Source organism: Streptomyces sp. NPDC090083 (genome assembly GCF_044747445.1).
In the GTDB taxonomy this organism is placed as follows: domain Bacteria; phylum Actinomycetota; class Actinomycetes; order Streptomycetales; family Streptomycetaceae; genus Streptomyces.
In genome coordinates, this window is record NZ_JBIVED010000016.1 from 1 (window position 1) to 14,314 (window position 14,314).

Annotated in this window: 12 protein-coding genes; 3 read left to right on the plus strand and 9 right to left on the minus strand. The window is 71.0% G+C overall.

The genetic code is table 11. The features are described from left to right. Positions 1-312 precede the first annotated feature (312 nt). Positions 313-1,320: a stage II sporulation protein M gene (locus ACIPTO_RS38430; RefSeq protein WP_366326997.1), complete on the minus strand. Its 1,008-nt coding sequence runs from the start codon at positions 1,318-1,320 to the stop codon at positions 313-315. A 129-nt stretch (positions 1,321-1,449) separates the two neighbouring features. Between ACIPTO_RS38430 and ACIPTO_RS38435 the strand changes: the two genes are divergently transcribed. Then, positions 1,450-2,442, plus strand: coding sequence for an RDD family protein (locus ACIPTO_RS38435; protein ID WP_401199792.1), 993 nt, complete (start codon positions 1,450-1,452; stop codon positions 2,440-2,442). 86 nt (positions 2,443-2,528) lie between these two features. On the opposite strand, the gene ACIPTO_RS38440 is transcribed toward ACIPTO_RS38435, so the two are convergent. Together ACIPTO_RS38440 and ahcY are read right to left on the minus strand one after the other, a co-directional pair. Further along, positions 2,529-3,143, minus strand: coding sequence for a hypothetical protein (locus ACIPTO_RS38440; protein ID WP_401199794.1), 615 nt, complete (start codon positions 3,141-3,143; stop codon positions 2,529-2,531). Positions 3,144-3,320: 177 nt separating this feature from the next. After that, entirely contained in the window at positions 3,321-4,778 is a 1,458-nt protein-coding gene (ahcY, locus tag ACIPTO_RS38445) for an adenosylhomocysteinase (RefSeq protein ID WP_366327003.1), read from the minus strand. A 469-nt stretch (positions 4,779-5,247) separates the two neighbouring features. Between ahcY and ACIPTO_RS38450 the strand changes: the two genes are divergently transcribed. Next, positions 5,248-7,440, plus strand: a complete 2,193-nt coding sequence (locus tag ACIPTO_RS38450) for a fructose-specific PTS transporter subunit EIIC (protein ID WP_401199796.1) — start codon at positions 5,248-5,250, stop codon at positions 7,438-7,440. 310 nt (positions 7,441-7,750) lie between these two features. Here ACIPTO_RS38450 and ACIPTO_RS38455 read toward each other — a convergent pair whose 3' ends face one another. From ACIPTO_RS38455 to ACIPTO_RS38480, 6 genes are all read right to left on the minus strand, one after another. Beyond that, positions 7,751-8,731, minus strand: a complete 981-nt coding sequence (locus ACIPTO_RS38455; protein ID WP_401199798.1) for a cation diffusion facilitator family transporter — start codon at positions 8,729-8,731, stop codon at positions 7,751-7,753. A 147-nt stretch (positions 8,732-8,878) separates the two neighbouring features. Further along, on the minus strand, positions 8,879-10,030 hold the full coding sequence (manA, locus tag ACIPTO_RS38460) for a mannose-6-phosphate isomerase, class I (RefSeq protein WP_401199800.1): 1,152 nt from the start codon (positions 10,028-10,030) through the stop codon (positions 8,879-8,881). 95 nt (positions 10,031-10,125) lie between these two features. After that, on the minus strand, positions 10,126-11,253 hold the full coding sequence (locus ACIPTO_RS38465; protein WP_366327011.1) for an SIS domain-containing protein: 1,128 nt from the start codon (positions 11,251-11,253) through the stop codon (positions 10,126-10,128). A gap of 31 nt (positions 11,254-11,284) precedes the next feature. Continuing rightward, positions 11,285-11,455, minus strand: coding sequence for a Trm112 family protein (locus tag ACIPTO_RS38470; protein WP_019072213.1), 171 nt, complete (start codon positions 11,453-11,455; stop codon positions 11,285-11,287). A 145-nt stretch (positions 11,456-11,600) separates the two neighbouring features. Beyond that, a complete protein-coding gene (locus ACIPTO_RS38475; protein WP_401199802.1) occupies positions 11,601-12,965 on the minus strand; it encodes a phosphomannomutase/phosphoglucomutase in 1,365 nt (454 codons plus the stop codon). A 169-nt stretch (positions 12,966-13,134) separates the two neighbouring features. Beyond that, the gene (locus ACIPTO_RS38480) at positions 13,135-13,515 is read right to left on the minus strand and encodes a DUF3499 domain-containing protein (protein WP_366327015.1); all 381 of its coding nucleotides are present in this window, start codon (positions 13,513-13,515) and stop codon (positions 13,135-13,137) included. Between the two features lie 330 nt (positions 13,516-13,845). Here ACIPTO_RS38480 and ACIPTO_RS38485 point away from each other — a divergent pair, with 330 nt between their 5' ends. After that, on the plus strand, positions 13,846-14,295 hold the full coding sequence (locus ACIPTO_RS38485; protein ID WP_366327043.1) for a metallopeptidase family protein: 450 nt from the start codon (positions 13,846-13,848) through the stop codon (positions 14,293-14,295). The last annotated feature ends 19 nt before the right edge of the window (positions 14,296-14,314 follow it).

Here is a 14,314-nt window from a genome sequence, read left to right on the forward strand (position 1 = left end):
CGACTCTATCAGACCGTTTCCGGTTCCGATTTCCTCGGTGCTTTCCAGGTTTCCGCTTCCGCGTTTCCCTTTCCGGCGGTTCCGACTCTATCAGAAGTTCCGGACCGGATTGACCGGCCGTTCTTTTCCGATTCATCGGGAGTGTGGCTTCTCTGAAATCAAAGTTTCTGGAAGCAGACAGACACTCACTGTCGCCGACCGGATCAAATCCAGTTCTAGGCAACTGTTCGAATCTACCTCCCCGACCGGTCCGTGTCAACGGTTCCTGTGGGGCGAAGAGGAGACTAGCAGCTCAGCGGGAGTGACCGCACATCAGGCGGCGGTGGGCACCGCGGAGCTGCGCTCGGACGCCTCGACGTCACCCGTGTCACCGGCGCGTACGGCGCGACCGCCCAGGACGTAGACGTACGTCAGGAAGGCTGCTTCGGCGAGGACGCCGATGCCGATGCGGGCCCAGGTGGGGAGGCCCGACGGGGTGACGAAGCCTTCGATGGCGCCTGAGATGAAGAGGATCAGAGCCAGCCCGATGGCCATGCCCACGGCGGCTCGGCCTTCCTCGGCAAGGGCTGTGCGACGGGAGCGTGGGCCGGGGTCGATGAGGGTCCAGCCGAGGCGCATCCCTGTGCCGGCCGCTACGAAGACCGCCGTGAGTTCGAGCAGGCCGTGCGGGAGGATCAGGCCGAGGAACGTGTCGAGTCGGCCCGCGGACGACATCAGGCCGATGCCGACTCCCAGGTTGAGCATGTTCTGGAAGAGGATCCAGAGGACGGGCAGGCCCAGGAAGACGCCCAGGACCAGGCACATCGCGGCGGCCTGGGCGTTGTTCGTCCAGACCTGCGCCGCGAAGGCCGCCGCCGGGTGACTGGAGTAGTAGGTCTCGTACTCGCCGCCGGGGCGGGTGAGTTCGCGCAGCTGGCTCGGGGCCGCGATGGAGGACTGCACCTCGGGGTGGGTGCCTATCCACCAGCCCAGGAGGATCGCCACCACGGTCGACAGCAGAGCCGTAGGCACCCACCAATGGCGTGCTCTGTAGACCGCGGCCGGGAAGCTGTGTCCCAGGAAGCGGGTGACATCGCGCCAGGAGGCTCGGCGGGTTCCTGTGACCGCACTACGCGCGCGTGCCACCAGTTGGCTGAGTCGGCCGGTGAGCTGGGGGTCCGGGGCGCTCGACTGGATCAGGGAGAGATGGGTGGCCGTGCGCTGGTACAGCGCGACGAGTTCGTCGGCCTCGGCGCCGTTCAGGCGACGCCTGCGGCGGAGCAGCGCGTCGAGGCGGTCCCACTCGGCTCTGTGGGCCGAGACGAAGACGTCGAGGTCCATCTGGTTGCCTGCTCCTCGGCTGCTCGTCGACCGCTGGTCCGGGGATCAGCTTGTCGTACTGGGGCACGATGTGCCCTCAGCTTGGCAGACTGGCTGTTCCAGGGGCAGGGCAGGGGAAGGGCGGCAGGCGTGAGTGAGCTGGTGACGGGCGAGGCGGTGGCGCTGGAGCTGCGCCCCGCGAGACTGCCCAGCAGGGCGCTGGCGGTGCTGCTCGATCTGATCGTGGCCATCGCCGCCTACACCGGCGTCACCGTGGCACTGATCTTCTCCACGGGCTCCTTGGACGACGCCGCCCAGATCGCGCTGTCGATCGCGGCCTTCGTGCTGGTACTGGTCGGCGCGCCCATAGCGGTGGAGACCCTGAGCCACGGGCGTTCGCTCGGCAAGCTGGCGTTCGGGCTGCGTGTGGTGCGGGACGACGGCGGGCCGATCCGGTTCCGGCACGCGCTGGTGCGCGGTGCGATCGGCGTGATCGAGATCCTGATGACGTTCGGGGTCGTCGCGTGTGTCGCCTCCCTCGTGTCGGCGCGCGGCCGACGGCTCGGCGATGTGTTCGCGGGCACGCTGGTCGTACGGGAAAGGGTGCCCACCGGGCAGACGGCGTTCGTGCCTCCGCCGCCGCCGTGGCTGACGGGCCGTTTCGCGGAGCTCGATCTGTCCGCCGTTCCCGATGGGCTGTGGCTGGCGATCCGGCAGTACCTGACGCGGATGCAGCAGTTGGATCCGCAGATCGGCTGGGCCATGGCCGAGCGGCTCGCGGCGGATCTCGTGGCGCGTACGGGCGCTCCGGCTCCGCAGGGGGTGCCGCCGGCCGCGTATCTGGCGGCGGTCGTGCAGGAGAGGCAGGCGCGGGATGTGCGGCGGGCCTTCGGGAACGGCGGGGGCGTGCCCGGCGGCGGGTTCGGGGCCGGGGCGGGTGTGCCGGGGGCCTCCGGTCAGTCGGCGTTCCAGCCGTCGCCGGCTCCTCAGCAGCCGTACGGCGCCCCTCCCCCGGTCTGGCGTGGCCCCGCGACGGCTGCGGATGCCGGTCAGGTCGCGCCCAGCCCTGAACCTCCTGCTCCACAGAACCCCGCGCCCGCTGAGCGGCCCCGTCCCTCCACCGGCTTCGCGCCGCCCGCCTGACGCGGCTCAGCCCCTCCACCGGGTTCGCGCCGGTCGCCGGGATGCTGCTCAGCCGCGCCCCGGCGACCGGCCCGGAACTTCGCCGCTCAGCCGAAGACGGACGGCGGTGACTCCAGTTCCTCCAGCTCGATGCCGGGCGCCGCGAGGACCACGTCCCCGGCGATGTGCACGGCGTGCTGCTCGCCCGTGTCCAGGGCTGTGACCTGGTATTCGTCCACGGTCAGAGGGCCGTTGTCAGTGCCGTGTGCTTCTCTTTTCAGCAAGGCCCAGGACTGGTCCACGGTGCGGGGGGCGAGGACCGGTTCCGCGAGGCTGACCAGGCGGACGCGGGTCGCGGACGCGGAAGGGGTGAGGCGCAGGAGACGGGTGGTGGCGATGAGGAAGGCGGGAGAGGTGCCGGTGAAGGCGTGCGCGCGGACATTGCCTTCGGTGGCATCGGTGCCGGTGGGGTCGGTGCGGACCCAGGTGACGCCGTCGAGAGCGGCGCCGCGCACCTGCCAGCTCGCCGCGTGGAGTTCCAGCCGGATGGGGCGGCCGAGTTCGTCGAGCGTGAGGTCGACGGAGCCGCTGTGATCGCCGGAGGGGGCGGTGAGCTGGGAGACGTAGCGCCAGCCGGACGGGCCGGGGGCGCACTGGAAGTGTTCGTCAGCGAGGGGGGTGTGATCGTGCGGATCGTGGAGCGAATAACGGCCGCGGGGCATCGGGGTCCTGGGTCTTGACGGGCCGGTCCGGCCGACGGAACCAAAGGGGCAGGCCCCCGGCACGGGGGTGCGGGGGCCTGCCTCGGAGGATCTGCTGGTGAGTACCTGCCGCTGGGGCCGCGTCAGTGCACGGACGCGGACACAGCGGGCGAGGTCACGGCCAGCGGGGTCGCCGGCTCAGTAGCGGTAGTGGTCCGACTTGTACGGGCCCTCGACCTCGACGCCGATGTACGACGCCTGCTCGGGGCGGAGCGTGGTCAGCTTCACGCCGAGCGAGTCCAGGTGGAGGCGGGCGACCTTCTCGTCGAGGTGCTTGGGCAGCACGTAGACGTCGGTCGGGTACTCCTCGGGCTTGGTGAACAGCTCGATCTGGGCCAGGGTCTGGTCCGCGAAGGAGTTGGACATCACGAACGAGGGGTGGCCGGTGGCGTTGCCCAGGTTCAGCAGGCGGCCCTCGGACAGCACGATGAGGACCTTGCCGTCGGGGAACGTCCAGGTGTGGACCTGCGGCTTGACCTCGTCCTTGACGATGCCCGGGATCTGCGCGAGGCCGGCCATGTCGATCTCGTTGTCGAAGTGGCCGATGTTGCCGACGATCGCCTGGTGCTTCATCTTGGCCATGTCCGCGGCCATGATGATGTCCTTGTTGCCGGTCGTGGTGACGAAGATGTCGGCCTTGTCGACGACCTCGTCCAGCGTCGTGACCTGGTAGCCGTCCATCGCCGCCTGCAGTGCGCAGATCGGGTCGATCTCGGTGATGATCACGCGGGCGCCCTGTCCGCGCAGGGACTCCGCGCAGCCCTTGCCCACGTCGCCGTAGCCGCAGACGACCGCGGTCTTGCCGCCGATGAGGACGTCGGTGGCGCGGTTGATGCCGTCGATCAGGGAGTGGCGGCAGCCGTACTTGTTGTCGAACTTCGACTTGGTGACGGCGTCGTTCACGTTGATCGCCGGGAACAGGAGGGTGCCGTCACGGTGCATCTCGTAGAGACGGTGCACGCCGGTCGTGGTCTCCTCGGTGACGCCGCGGATCTCCGAGGCGAGCTGGGTCCACTTCTGCGAGCCGTCGGAGATGGTGCGGTTGAGGAGTTCGAGGATGACGCGGTGCTCGTCGTTCTCGGCGGTGTCGGGCGAGGGGACCTTGCCGGCCTTCTCGTACTCGACGCCCTTGTGGACGAGGAGGGTGGCGTCGCCGCCGTCGTCCAGGATCATGTTCGGGCCGCCGGTGGGGCTGTTCGGCCAGGTCAGGGCCTGCTCCGTGCACCACCAGTACTCCTCCAGGGTCTCGCCCTTCCAGGCGAAGACCGGGATGCCCTGGGGGTTGTCGGGCGTACCGTTCGGGCCGACGGCGATGGCGGCGGCCGCGTGGTCCTGGGTGGAGAAGATGTTGCAGGACACCCAGCGGACCTCGGCGCCGAGGGCGACCAGGGTCTCGATCAGGACGGCGGTCTGCACGGTCATGTGGAGCGAGCCCATGATCCGGGCGCCGGCCAGCGGCTGGGCCTCGGCGAACTCACGGCGGATCGACATCAGGCCGGGCATCTCGTGCTCGGCGAGGGTGATCTCCTTGCGGCCGAACTCGGCCAGGGAGAGATCGGCGACCTTGAAGTCCTGTCGGTTGTCGACAGTCGTCATGGAGATGTGCTCCTCGGGGTTGGGGCGAGGTGGGTACGGCTGGTCTGCGCGGCGGCGGACACACGGGTGCCCGGAGGAGGGCACAGGAATGCCCGCGTACGCGCAGCGCAGTCCGTCGGAGGCCCTCTCTCCCTCGGCCGGTCCGCTGTGGGACCGCCCGACCGCCATCAGCAGCGACGTCTGGCTCTCACCCAAGCTACACCGGTGGACCCGGCCTCCCCCAGCCCGTCTCCGGACGGATCCGGCCGGACTCGAGCGGATGTCAGGTGTCGGATCGGGTTTCCGGGGGAGCTGCGACAGGGTGCCCGAAACCGGCGGGAGGAGCGGAGTGGATGGCGGCGACCAGGGACTTCCGTGTCTTTGAGTCGGGCGTCGGGTGTTGCAGGATGCACGGAGACCAGGAGCCTCTGGTCGATCTTGCGGGGCGTCCGGGACGGCGTTCCGTGCGACGAAGGTCTAGGAGAACCACGTGAAGAATTCGGCCGGCCCTCCCCCCACGGGCGGCGGCGATGGCGAGCGGCAGCGGTTGAGGCTGCTCGCGGTGACCGCGTGCCCGACCGGCATCGCCCACACGTACATGGCCGCGGAGAAGCTCGCGCAGGCCGCCGCGAGCCGCGGTATCGACATGAAGGTGGAGACGCAGGGTTCCATCGGGGCTGAGAACGTCCTCGATGACAACGATGTCAGCACAGCGGACGGCGTGATCGTCGCCGCGGACAAGGACGTGGACCTGAGCCGTTTCGCCGGCAAGCGGGTCCTCGTGGTCGGGGTCGCCGAGGGCATCCGGCATCCCGAGCGGCTGATCGAGCAGGTGCGGTCGGCGCCCGTGCACACGGCGGGCGGTGCGGCCGCGGCGGCTGCGGCGCCGGGCGGCAAGGAGCGGAGCGTCGGGTACAAGGCGCTGATGAACGGGGTCAGTTACATGATCCCGTTCGTCGTGGTCGGCGGGCTGCTGATCGCGATCTCGCTGTCGCTCGGCGGCAATCCGGACCCCTCCGGCGGTCTGGTCATCCCGAAGGGCTCCTTCTGGATGGACGTGAACAACATCGGTGTGATCGGGTTCACGCTGATGGTGCCGATCCTGTCCGGCTACATCGCCTACGCGATCGGCGACCGCCCCGCGCTCGTGCCGGGCATGATCGGCGGCTGGATCGCCAACACCGGTTCGCTGTACGACTCGAAGGCGGGCGCCGGGTTCATCGGGGCGATCGTGACCGGATTCCTCGCCGGGTATCTGGTGCTGTGGATCAAGAAGGTCCAGGTCCCGAAGTTCGTGCAGCCGATCATGCCGATCATCGTGATCCCGATCGTGGCGACGACGGCGCTCGGACTGTTCTTCATCTACGTCATCGGGAAGCCGATCTCGTGGGTGTTCGAGCACCTCACCAGCTGGCTCGGCGGGATGACCGGCACCAGCGCGATCCTGCTCGGCACGATCCTGGGGCTGATGATCGCGTTCGACATGGGCGGGCCGGTCAACAAGACGGCGTTCCTGTTCGGCGCGGGGCTCATCGCGACCGGCAACCAGTCGGTCATGGGCATGTGCGCCGCCGCGATCCCGGTGATGCCGCTCGGCCAGGGCCTGGCCACGCTGATACGGCAGCGCCTCTACACCGAACAGGAGCGGGAGACCGGTCTGGCCTCGCTGTTCATGGGTTGCTTCGGCATCTCCGAGGGGGCGATCCCGTTCGCGGCGGCGCGGCCCGCGCAGGTCATCCCCGCCAACATGCTGGGCGGCGCGGTGGCCGGTGCGGTCGCCGGGCTCGCCGGGGTGAAGGACGCGGTTCCGCACGGCGGGCCGATCGTGGCGGTGCTGGGCGCGGTGAGCGGCGTGCCGATGTTCTTCGTCGCGGTGGCGATCGGTACGGCGGTCACCGCGGTGACGACCGTCGCGCTGGTCGACGTGAGCGAACGGAAGCGGCGCGGGGAGTCTGCCGGGCTCGGGGTCGGCGGCACGGGCGAGCCCGAGCTCGCGTCGGTCGGGGCGGGCGTCGGCGTCCCGACCGAAGTGCCGGGTGCCGGGGTCGCCGTGGCGGAGCGGGCTTCGCGTGGGGGTGCGGTTGCGAGTGGTGCGGTCGGTACCGGCAGTCCGGGCGGCGCAGTCGGTACGGGCGGGTCGGCCGGTACGAGCGGGTCGGCCGGGTCGAGTGCGGGGGCTGCGGCTGCCGTTGGGGCCAGGGGCGGCGATGACTCGGATGCCGGCCCCGAAGTTCTCTCCGGCTACCTCACCGAGCAGACCGTCAAGGTGCGGCTCGACGCGGGTGGCAAGGAGGCGGTGATCCGGGAGATGGCCGGGCTCCTGGCGCGGACCGGGAAGGTCCTGGACGTCGAGGAGTTGGTGGCGACCGCGTTGCGGCGGGAGGCGCAGGGGACGACCGGGCTCGGGGAGGAGATCGCGATTCCGCATGCCAAGACGGATGCGGTGAGCGCGCCGGTCGTCGGGTTCGCGCGGTCGGCGGAGGGGGTCGAGTGGGGCTCCCCGGACGGTACGAAGGCCCGGCTGGTGTTCATGATCGCCGTACCGGAGGCGGCTGCCGGGGACGAGCATCTGCGGATTCTGGCGCTGCTGTCGCGGAAGTTGATGGATGCGGAGTTCCGGGAGCGGTTGTCGGCGGCCGAGGACGAGTCGGCGGTGCTCGGTGTGCTGAGCGAGGTCGGTTAGGCCTGTCCGGCGGATCCCGTCGTGGACGCGGGGCCTGGCAGGCCGCGCGTCCACGGTCCACGGGGGTGGGCAGGCCCGCACCGACCGGTCACAGGCGCAGTAGGTCATGGGGGGCGGTGACCCCGTGCCGGTCTTGCTGCTGCACGGGGTCGGGCTCGGCCGTGCGGATCACCGTGAACGGCGAGCAGCTGGCGGAGCGTTCTTCGTGAGCGGCCACGACGGCACGGCGGTCGGGTCCGCCGCCGGGGGCCGGGCGACGACCGACGGCCCCGCGGTCGCCTCCGGTATCGGGGTGGCCGTCAGGCGGGGCTCAGTGCTCGGCGGGGTGCTGGGCCGGGCCTCCGGGGGTGGCTTCGTGGTCCGGGCCCTTGGTGGCTTCGGACTCGCTGTAGATGTCGGGTTCGAGGTAGATGACCCGGGCGATCGGGACGGCCTCGCGGATGCGGGCCTCGGCGGCGTTGATCGCGGTGGCGACCTCGGCGGCCGTGTCGTCGTGCTGGACGGCGATCTTGGCGGCGACGAGCAGTTCCTCGGGGCCGAGGTGGAGGGTGCGCATGTGGATGATGCCGGTGACCGTGTCGCCGTCGACGACCGCGGCCTCGATCTTCTGGACGTCCTCGATGCCGGCGGACTCGCCGAGCAGCAGGGACTTCGTCTCGGCGGCCAGGACGAGTGCGATCAGGATGAGCAGGATGCCGATGCAGAGGGTGCCGATGCCGTCCCAGACGCCGTCGTCGGTGAGCAGGGCCATGCCGACGCCGCCGAGGGCGAGAACCAGACCGATGAGCGCGCCGAAGTCCTCCAGGAGGACGACCGGCAGCTCGGGGGCCTTGGCGCGGCGGATGAACTGGGACCAGGAGTGCGTGCCCCTCAGTTCGTTCGACTCCTTGATGGCCGTGCGGAAGGAGAAGCCCTCGGCGAGGATCGCGAAGACCAGGACGCCCACCGGCCAGTACCAGTGCTCCAGTTCGTGCGGGTGCTTGATCTTCTCGTAGCCCTCGTAGACGGCGAACATGCCGCCGACGGAGAAGAGGACGATGGAGACGAGGAAGGCGTAGATGTACCTCTCGCGGCCGTAGCCGAAGGGGTGTTGGGGGGTGGCCTCGCGCTGGGACTTCTTGCCGCCGATCAGCAGCAGTGCCTGGTTGCCGGAGTCGGCGAGGGAGTGGACGCCCTCGGCGAGCATCGAGGACGAGCCGCTGAAGGCGAACGCGACGAACTTCGATGCCGCGATCGCGAGGTTGGCGCCGAGTGCCGCCACGATCGCCCTGGTCCCGCCTGACGCGCTCATGTGCTCGCGGTGTCCCTTCGCCTTCGTACGTCCACGCCGGACGTCTGCCCGCTGATGGGCCGTCCGATCGTCTTTGCCCGTCCTTTGCCGGTGGGCCATTCTTGCAGCCCCGCCCGGCGACGGCTCGTCAGGTATCCACAGACCCGGTCATACGATCACAGTGGCCCGGAAGACCGTGCCCACGCCGGACACCTCGGCCCGGTCGCCGGCCGGGACGAACACCGACTGGCCGGGGCCGAGTTCGCACTCCCCCGCCTTCACCGAACCGGCCGTGCACAGCAGGATCTGCGGGGTGCCGAGGGTGAGGTCGTGGGCGCCGGTGCCCTCGGGGAGGACGTACCGGGACAGCCGGAACTCGTCGATGGGGGTCTCGTAGACCTCCTCGCCGTCGGGGGACGCCTCGGGGCGCAGCACTCCGGGGTCGCTCGCCTCGAAGCCGACGATGCGCAGGAGTTCGGGGACGTCGACGTGCTTCGGGGTGAGGCCGCAGCGCAGGACGTTGTCGGAGTTGGCCATGATCTCGACGCCGAGGCCGTTGAGGTAGGCGTGCGGGATGCCCGCGCCGAGGAACAGGGCCTCGCCGGGCTGGAGCCGGACGTGGTTCAGGAGCATGGCCGCGATCACGCCCGGGTCGCCGGGGTAGTGGTAGGCGATGTCGGCGTAGGGCTCGTACGCGCCGCCGAGGCGGGTGCAGGCGGTCGCCGCCGCGGTGACCGTGCGGCGCATCTCCTCGGGGTCGGCGGTGAGGATCGCCGTGAGAACCTCGCGGAGGGCGGCTTCCTCGGGGTGCGCGTGGAGGAGGTCGACGTAGGGCTTCAGGGTGTCGACGCCGAGGCCGGCGAGCAGGTCGGCGGCGCGCAGCGGGTCGCGGAAGCCGCACAGGCCGTCGAACTCGGTGAGCGCGCAGATCAGTTCGGGCTTGTGGTTGGCGTCCTTGTAGTTGCGGTGCGGGGCGTCGACGGGGATGCCCCGGCGCTCCTCGTCGGCGTAACCCTCCTTGGCCTGCTCCAGGTTGGGGTGCACCTGGAGGGAGAGCGGGGCTCCGGCGGCGAGGATCTTCAGGAGGAAGGGCAGCCGGGGGCCGAACTTCGCGACCGCCTTGTCGCCCAGCTCCCGCTCCGGAGCGGCCTCGATGACCTCGACGAGCGTCCCGCGCGCGGTGCGCGAGGGTGCGCCCGGGTGGGCCCCCATCCACATCTCCGCCTGCGGTTCACCGCTGGGCTCGACGCCGAGCAGCTTGGGGATGGCGGTGGTGGAACCCCAGGCGTAGGGGCGGACGGTGTTGTCGAGGCGGTCCATGCGGGTCTACCGGTTCTCTCTGCGTACGCCGTGGGTACGACGGGGGTTCGCGCCACGTACGACGGTGTACGGCGGCCAGGGCTTCGACGACAAGATCAGGCGCCTGAGGCGAGCGCCAGGTAAACGGCGGCGAAATCCGTCATGGCGATCAGCTCCGCGAGGGTCTCCAGTTCGCCGCCCTCCTCCGGCTCCAGCTCGCTGATCGGCGTGTCGTGGCTGAGGGCCAGGTCACGGGCGGTGGGCGCGGCGGTGAGGCCGCCGATCGGGCGGTCCCGGAGCAGCACCACGCGTGCGTGCAGGGCGGGTGCCTCGTCGACGCGGTCGCGGAAGAAGTCGTCGGGGTCGGCGCTCGCGGCGAGCGGTCCCGCCAGGAGCGCGTTGTGCTCGGCGAGCGCCTCGGGGAGTTCGGAGATGAGCGCGGGGCGGCCGGCCAACTCGGCGAGCGCGGCGGCGAATCGGCGGCCCGCCGGACCGGCCGAGGTGCCCTCCGTCCAGATCACGGGGAGCGAGTCGGCGAGTTCGGAGGCCAAGGTCTTCGCCGGGTTGCTGTAGGTGGCGACGGCGGGTCCGCAGCGCTCGGCGACCTGGTCGAGCCGGTCGGCGACCTTCTCCAGGGCCTCGGGCGGCGCGCTGAGCAGTCCGGTGCGGTCCAGGATCGCGAGCAGCGGGGTCAGCAGCGCCCAGAGGACTCCGGGTGCGGAGGCGGCCAGGGGTTCGTCGTGCTCGTACGGTGCGGTCGCCATCGGTACGAAGAGCCCGTGGGCGCCGTCCACCGCCTCGGTGAGGGGGCTGCGGCCGGGGGCGACGGCGACGACGGTGCAGCCGCGGCGGTACGCCTGCTCGGCGAGGAGGGACAGGCCGGGTTCGCTGCCGTCCGGGGTGGTGATGAGCAGGAGGTCCACGGAGCCCGCCCAGCCCGGGAGTTCCCAGCGCAGGGCGCCGGCCGCGGGGGCGACGCCGGTGGGTGCGAGGCGGGTGACGGGGCTGCTGGCGCCGGCGAGGGTGCCGAGCAGGTCGGCGACGCAGGTCGCGGCGGCGCCGGGTCCCGCGATCAGGATGGCGCGCGGGCGGCCGTCCGGTTTCAGGTCGTGGACGCCGGCCTCGGCGGCGTGCCGGGCGGCGGTGCGCACCCTCGCGCCGGCTTCGGCGGCACCGCGGAGCAGGGCCCGGCGGTCGGCCTCGGTCAGCGCGTCCGGGGAGTCGAGCAGCGATTCGTCGAGCATGGGCGGCGGCTTCCGATCGCGTCGTCGTCGGTTACGCGGGGTGGCGGGCCTCGTCCACGAGGAGGACGGGGATGCCGTCCCGGACGGGGTAGGCCAGGCCGCAGTCCTCGCCGGTGCAGATCAGCTCGGTGTCCTGCTCCTTGAGGGGGGCGTGGCAGGCCGGGCAGGCCAGGATCTCCAGGAGGCCGGCTTCGAGCGGCATGGGTTTCCCTCCGAGGGCGAGTGTCTACGACGGCTTGCGGATGTGCCTGGTCAGGTTACCGCCGGTGGTGAGTGGGCGCGGGGGTTGGGGCCGCCGGCCTCCGGAGGCGCCTCCGGAGGCCTCTTCGCCCTCGCTCGCCGCCTAGTCAGCCGCGGATGATCCCCAGCACCTCGTCCCGCACCTTCGTCATCGTCGCCTCGTCCCGTGCCTCCGCGTTGAGCCGGAGCAGGGGTTCCGTGTTGGACGGGCGGACGTTGAACCACCAGTCGGCGGAGGAGACGGTGAGGCCGTCGAGGTCGTCGAGCGTCAGGTCGGCCTGGTTCCCGTAGGCGGCGCGGATCGCGGCGAGGCGGGCCTGCTGGTCGTCGACCGTGGAGTTGATCTCGCCGGAGCCCGCGTAGCGGTCGTACTGGGCCACGAGGGCGGAGAGCGGGCCGTCCTGGCCGCCGAGCGCGGCGAGGACGTGGAGGGCGGCCAGCATGCCCGTGTCGGCGTTCCAGAAGTCCTTGAAGTAGTAGTGCGCGGAGTGCTCGCCGCCGAAGATCGCACCGGCCTTCGCCATCTCGGCCTTGATGAAGGAGTGGCCCACGCGCGTGCGGACCGGTGTGCCGCCGTTCTCCTTGACGACCTCGGGGACCGACCAGGAGGTGATCAGGTTGTGGATGATCACGCCCGTGCCGCCGTTCCTGGCCAGCTCGCGGGAGGCCACCAGGGCGGTGATGGCGGACGGGGAGACCGGGTCGCCGTGCTCGTCGACCACGAAGCAGCGGTCCGCGTCGCCGTCGAAGGCGATGCCGAGGTCGGCGCCCTCTTCGCAGACGCGCGCCTGGAGGTCGACGATGTTGGCCGGGTCGAGCGGGTTGGCCTCGTGGTTCGGGAACGTGCCGTCCAGCTCGAAGTACATCGGGACGAGGGTGAGCGGCAGGCCGGCGAAGACCGTCGGGACGGTGTGGCCGCCCATGCCGTTGCCCGCGTCGACGACGACCTTCAGGGGGCGGATGGAGGTCAGGTCGACGAGGCCGCGGAGGTGCGCCGCGTAGTCCTCCAACGTGTCCCGCCGGGTGATCGTTCCCGTCGGTCCCGAGGCCTCCGGTGCGCCCGAGTCCAGCCAGGACTCGACGAGTCGGCGGATCTCGGCGAGGCCGGTGTCCTGGCCCACGGGGGCCGCGCCCGCCCGGCACATCTTGATGCCGTTGTACCGCGCGGGGTTGTGCGAGGCCGTGAACATGGCGCCCGGGAGGTCGAACGCGCCCGACGCGTAGTACAGCTGGTCCGTCGAGCACAGGCCGATCTCGGTCACGTCGACGCCGCGCGCCGCCGCCCCGCGTGCGAAGGCCGCGGACAGGCCCGGGGACGAGGGCCGCATGTCGTGTCCGGTCACGATCGCGGTCGCGCCGGTCACCTGGACGAAGGCCGCTCCGAACAGCTCGGCCAACGACTCGTCCCACTGGTCCGGGACGACGCCCCGTACGTCGTACGCCTTCACGAGCTGTGACAGATCAGCAGACACGGCCAACCCTCCAGGAAGTTCCATCGGACGCCCCAAACTACCCGTCGGCACTCGCCTCACGACGCGCGGTAACCGAGCCGTCCACAGACTCTTACCTGTGATCGGGGCGGCGGAGACGGCGAGTTGGGGGCGGGGAATCGTTGAACGAAAGCTTCGCCGACCGGCGGGGTCAGTTGTCCGGGGAGCGCAGGACCCGCAGGTGGCCGCGGCGGGCGACCTCCATGGGATCCACCGTGCGGGCGCCGCCTCCGCCGCCGGCCTCGGCCGCGCGTTCCTGGGGGCGGGCCGCCTCGCGGACGGCGTTGGCGAGCGCTTCCAGGTCGTCGCCGCTCGGGCGGGCCGGAGCGGAGCTGTCGAGGAGGCGGACGACTTCCCAGCCACGGGGCGCGGTGAGGCGCTCGGAGTGCTCGGCGCACAGGTCGTAGCAGTGGGGTTCGGCGTAGGTGGCGAGCGGGCCGAGGACCGCGGTCGAGTCGGCGTAGACGTACGTCAGCGTCGCGACGGCGGGGCGGCCGCAAGCGGTGCGCGAACAGCGACGTACAGGGCTCACGACGTTGGACGGTACCGCACTCTTGAGCGGGCCGCGACGACTCTCCCCCAGGTCACCCCACCGTGTCGGGCTGTGAGACGGCCCACACACACCATCGGCAACACGCTCCTGACCTGCACGGACACCCTCTCTCGGGATCCCGGACGGGTTCGGACCCGGTCATCACTCGGTACAAACAGCGTCAATTGCCTTGAGAGCGACGGTCTTGGAGAGATACGGAATCGAGCCCAACGTTGGCTGGAATGGTCATCCGGCGACATGCCGCGGGAAGCGTCCGACGGCGGGTGGAGTCGGGCGGGCGGACCCTGCGGGGACTAGGCTTCACCGGTGATGGACACCCCCGTACCGCCCTCTGCCGCCGGGCCTGGGCCCCGCCGCCGCGATCGCCACGGCCGGGGCATGCGCGGCCCGATCGCACCGCCGCAGGTCCCGCTCGCCGCGAGCCGGGCCGAGGCGTTCGCCGACCTGGTGCAGGACTCCGTGGAGCGCCTGGAGCGGCGCTGGCCGCAGTTGGCCGACATCGACTTCCTCGTCCTGGAAGTCCCTCGACTGGGTGGTGCGGGCGAGGGCTGGAACGACGAGTCGGTGCCCCTGGGGGGCACGATCGCCGCCCGTGAGGGGCAGCGCGCGCGCGTGGTGATCTATCGGCGCCCGGTCGAGATCCGCACCAAGGGGCGTGACGAACGGGCCGCCCTCGTCCACGAGATCGTCGTGGAACAGGTGGCCGAACTGCTGGGGCTCACCCCGGAGACGGTCGATCCGCGCTACGGGGAGGACTAGCCTCCCCGCGCGCGTGCCC